Below are 4,770 nucleotides of genomic sequence, written 5' to 3'. Positions count from 1 at the left end.
CTATGAAACAGACGAAGATGGAAATGAAAATAAGGAAAGATTTTGGATTCTGAAAGAAGAATTATTGCTCGAGCAAAAAAAGATATCAGGGAATTTGATTTCCTTTACCGGAAGTATTTTCCTAAAATTAATAGTTTTGTATATCATAGAGTGATCGAGGATGATCAAATCAAAAATGAGATCATCAGCAATGTTTTTTTCAAGGCAATGAACAAATTGCATCTTTTTCGTTTTTTGGATTCAAAAAAAAGTTCATTCTCTTCCTGGCTTTACAGGATAGCAGTAAATGAGATCAACCAATTTTATAGGAACAGGAAAAGAAATGCAAAGATCAATCAGGAATATTTGATAAACCAGGTTCCGGTCGCAAAATCTTATCCTGATTTTGAGATCGTCAGAAAAAAAATGAAAATATTAACGACAGAAGAACAGAATTTAGTAACTTTAAGATTTTTCGAGAAAATGAAATACAGAGAAATCGCAGAAATATTGAAGAAAAATGAAAATGCGGTAAAGGTCAGGATGCACCGGATCATAAATAAACTCAGAGATGCTTTGCAAGAGGAGTTTAAAAATGAATAAATTTGAAGAAAGATTATTAGAATTGGAAGTTCCCGAAACTGAAAATTATGAATTTCAGAATAAATTAAGACAAAAATTAAAGCACAAATATTTCAGTATTGAAAGGAAATATAAGAAAAGATACAAACTTGTAACTGCTTTTACCTGCTTGCTTGTTATTTTTATTATCTCGGTGATCTTAAAACCAAAGATCGTTGATGATATTAATCGGTTCGCTTTCCAAAAAGAAAAAATCGAGGGAACATCCAAAGAAGAAGAACTTGTCCCTATCGATAACTTCATCCGTCAGACATCTATTTATAATCCCAAACTGGTCAACAAGATCAATCCAACTAATTACCAGGAGGAAAAAGCATATATCATCAGAAAATATGTTTCATCCAAAAATGGTAATCTAATGATAATTTCTGAGTTTGATCAGGATAAACCCAAAAGAAAAAAATTGATAAGTATGGATAGTCATTGATTATAATGAATGAGGACTAAAAAGGATTCTGCATAATTGGGTAATTATTGAAAAATGAGCTGTCATTAAGTCCGGCAGTTCATGATGTTAAGGCTGGAGATTGCTTTGCAAGAATTCCTTCGTAAGATTCCTCGCAATGACAATTTTACATTATGCAGAATCCTTAATGAAGTATTTAAAAATAAGGAGGAAAAATGTATGAGAAAAAAATGTTTAGATTCGCTGTTAGTTTCTTAATTCTTATCTTAATAATAGCTCCCCTGGCAGCGAAAACCAAAGCTTTTATGGGAGTTTTTCTAAAAGATCTAAATGAGAAAGATTTCGAGAAATTTGGAGTCGAAGGAAAACATGGTGTGTTGATCACGGAAGTTATCGAAGATAAAGCTGCTGAAAAAGCAGGTTTCAAAGATGAAGATGTGGTCATTGCATTTGATGGTGACAAAGTCTATACTCTCGACCAGCTGACCAAGATGATCAACCTGCACAAACCCGGAGATAAAGTTCAGGTCAGAATTGTGCGAGATAAAAAGGAAAAAACCATTAAATTGACTTTAGGAGAAAAGGAAGTTCCGGAGAAAAAAACGAAAGCATACCTGGGTGTTTATGTGGAAAATCTGGATGAAGATGATTTTAAAGAACTCGGTTTGAAAGAAAAATATGGAGTTGAAATCGAAGATGTAGTCGAAGATGGTCCGGTTGATGAAGCAGGGATTCAAGAAGATGATGTCATCCTGCAAATAAATGATGATAAAATCTATACATCCGACCAGATAACCAAAATGCTGAAGATCCTCAAACCTGATCAGAAAGTGAAGATCAAAATATTCAGAGATGGTGAATATAAAACTTTTGATGTTGTACTCGGTGAAAAAGAAGATTATTTCAGTTTATTTTATGATCAGGATAGCAAAGTTTTCGACTTCTACAAAGATCCTGCATCTGTTTTTGTTTATAAATATGAAGATACGGATGGTAAGCATATTGGAGTTCTTCTTTCAGCTGAAAAAAAAGTAAAGAAAGAAGGTGATGAAGAAATCATCGAGAAGAAGGTTGTCATAGATGAAGTTTTTAAAGATTCTCCAGCTGATAAAGCAGGACTAAAAGAAGACGATATCATTCTGAAAGCTGATGGTAAAGAAATCGATAGCGTCAAAGATATCAAAAAAGCAATTTCCAAAAAAGAAGTTGGAGATAAAATTGAACTGGAAATAAAACGAAAGAAAAAGATCAAGACTTTTAAGGTTGAGATCGCCAAGAAAAAAGATTTTGATCTTAAAAGCAATAAAGTTGAAGTCTTTCTCGAAGACGGTGATCTGAAGGTCTGGGTCGATGGGAATGAAGAGCATCTTTTAGATATTGACCATTTAAAAGATAATATCGATAAGATCAAGATCCTGAAAAAAGAACATCTCGAAGACCTTGATGATCATATTCAAAAAGAAATAAATGTCGAAATCGAAGAATTTGGTGACATTTAAATAAAGTTTACTTGAAAAGCTTGTTTCGTCCTCCTCCCAATAATATCGGAGAAACAAGAAGAACCTGCAAGAAGCCCTGAATTATTCAGGGCTTTTTTACTTTAGTTTAGCAACGAACAAATACTAACAAAAAGAACATTGCTTATTCCCAAACTTCTGTTTGGGAACGAGAGAGAATCCAATGGCATTCTCAAACAGGGGATTGGGAACGAGAGAGAAATCAATGGCATTCTCAAACAGGAGTTTGGGAACGAGAGAATGAACTAATAAACTTGCCAAATCTTCAAGATTTGGCAAGTTTCTATCCAAAAGAAAAAACGATTCTTATTGACACCTGAAGAGACAATCAAAGTTTTCAATCATGAATTAAATCAAAAAGAGGAATTAAATGAAAAAAAGAATTATTGCTTCTCTATATATATTCACACTGATCTCAACCATACTTATTTCCGAACCTTTCAGTTTTGTTGTGATGGGAGACAGTCGTCCTCCAACCGAAGAGCAGCCTTATGTCTTTTATAAAGTTCTCGATAAGATAAACGAACTCGAGCCTGACCTGGTATTTTCAACAGGAGATATCATTATCGGATATACTGAAGATAGACAGAAATTGAGCAAAATGTATGATGATTTTGAAGAAGTTGTTGCAAAGATCATGGATTTTCCTCTTTACATTGTACCCGGAAATCACGACAATGTGGATGTAGATTCCCTGAAAAATGAATTTACCGATAGATTCGGTCCGACTTTTCAAAGTATTAAATATGAAAACAGTTATTTTATTATCCTCAGCAGTGAAGAACCGGACCAGGAAAACCAGATCATAGGCAAACAAAAAGTATGGCTGCAAAATGAATTACGGAAAGCTCAAGCTTATGAGCATATTTTCGTTCTTGTTCATCAACCTTTATATCCAAAAATTGAACATATCGGAAGAAGTCTCGATAAATTTCCTGAGGAAAGAGACGAACTTGCGGAACTCCTTAAAAAATCTAAGGTAGATATGGTTTTTGCCGGTCATATCCATATTTATAATTATACGGTTAAGGATGGTCTTCATCAGATCATAACCGGAGGAGCAGGTGCTCCGCTGTATGCAGATACTCCCGGAGAAGGGGGATTTTATCATTTCATTCAGGTTCTTGTGAATGGTGATGATGTCGATTACCGGATCGTTCCTGTAGAGAGTGAAGTCTGGGAAGCTGAAAAACTGATCATTGCCGGATATTATGAAAAAGCGATCGAGCAATCAATGAAAGCAATGGAATATTTACCCGAACATCCGGAATCCTGTTTCCCGTCAATTCTCGGATATAAACTTCTTAATCAGGATTTTCCGGCAAAAACAATGTATGATAAATTGAGGATTATCTTGAACAATGATTTCAAAACTGCGAGCCGATTTGCTTATTTTTGTTATGATCTGAAGTTTTATGATCTTGCTGAAGAATATTTCCTGAAATCTACGGAAATCGATATTACTTCTTATGATTCATTTTATCGTCTCGGCAGGATAAAGGAAAAAACAGAAGATCACAAACAAGCGATCGAATATTATCAGAAAGCTCTATTCCTGACGGACAGCGAAAAGAGAAAACAACGACTACATGATAAAATTGAAAAGCTCGAACAGAAGAAGGATAATTGAACGAACAAAACTTGCAAAATTTTTAAAATTTGGCAAATTTACTTAAACAAGTTTACCTAAACAAGTTTACCTAAACAAGATACCGATCCTGTTCTTTGCTTAACCTTGTAAATTGATTTACTTTTTCATTTGACAGGAAAAGAATTATTTTGAGATAAGAAACAAAGGTCAATAAGAAGTATTTTGATGTTATATTATATTTCAAGCATCATATTTCATCAAAAAAAGGAATTATAGTCTATGAGGAAAAAAATTGATTCAAGATTATTAAAGATAGTTTTTGAAGATATTTTGTTTCTAACATCAGAATTAAAAAAAGATATTAAAAATGAATCCCTAAGGAGAATAAGTCCAATACTTAGAAGACTTTTGATCCAGCAGGAATTATCTCAAGCATGTAATATGCTTGGGATAAAAGCAAGAATTTATGTACCTTCAAATGCTGAAAGAATTAATAAGTCAAACTTGGACTTTGAAGTTTTTCAAAGTGGTGGAGCAGTATTCAAAGGTATGTCAGTTGATAATATCTTTTCTAAACCTGGTGAGTACTTATCAGCAAACTCTAAAAAAGATAGAGAAAAAGTTATGGATATTTT

The 4,770-nt window shown here is 33.4% G+C and carries 5 protein-coding genes; all 5 read left to right on the top strand.

All coding sequences use genetic code 11. From position 1 onward, the window contains the following. Window positions 1-39 precede the first annotated feature (39 nt). Entirely contained in the window at window positions 40-582 is a 543-nt protein-coding gene (locus ENL20_03550) for a sigma-70 family RNA polymerase sigma factor (protein HHE37632.1), read from the top strand. Then, complete coding sequence (locus tag ENL20_03545; protein HHE37631.1) at window positions 575-1,048, top strand: hypothetical protein; 474 nt, start codon at window positions 575-577, stop codon at window positions 1,046-1,048. Before ENL20_03550 ends, ENL20_03545 begins: the two co-directional genes overlap by 8 nt. Before the next feature lie 194 nt (window positions 1,049-1,242). Continuing rightward, entirely contained in the window at window positions 1,243-2,526 is a 1,284-nt protein-coding gene (locus tag ENL20_03540; GenBank protein HHE37630.1) for a PDZ domain-containing protein, read from the top strand. A 388-nt stretch (window positions 2,527-2,914) separates the two neighbouring features. Further along, complete coding sequence (locus ENL20_03535; protein HHE37629.1) at window positions 2,915-4,174, top strand: hypothetical protein; 1,260 nt, start codon at window positions 2,915-2,917, stop codon at window positions 4,172-4,174. Between the two features lie 240 nt (window positions 4,175-4,414). Beyond that, window positions 4,415-4,770, top strand: a 356-nt coding sequence (locus ENL20_03530; protein ID HHE37628.1) for a hypothetical protein, incomplete at its 3' end; no start/stop codon positions are given.

The organism is Candidatus Cloacimonadota bacterium, assembly GCA_011372345.1.
Classification (GTDB): Bacteria; Cloacimonadota; Cloacimonadia; order Cloacimonadales; family TCS61; genus DRTC01.
This window is presented reverse-complemented; position numbering and strand designations above follow the sequence as displayed.

Bases quoted from the DNA above. Each gene is read 5' to 3' on its own strand.
- ENL20_03545 (HHE37631.1), top strand. From the start codon at position 575: ATGAATAAATTTGAAGAAAGATTATTAGAATTGGAAGTTCCCGAAACT.
- ENL20_03540 (HHE37630.1), top strand. From the start codon at position 1,243: ATGTATGAGAAAAAAATGTTTAGATTCGCTGTTAGTTTCTTAATTCTT.
- ENL20_03535 (HHE37629.1), top strand. From the start codon at position 2,915: ATGAAAAAAAGAATTATTGCTTCTCTATATATATTCACACTGATCTCA.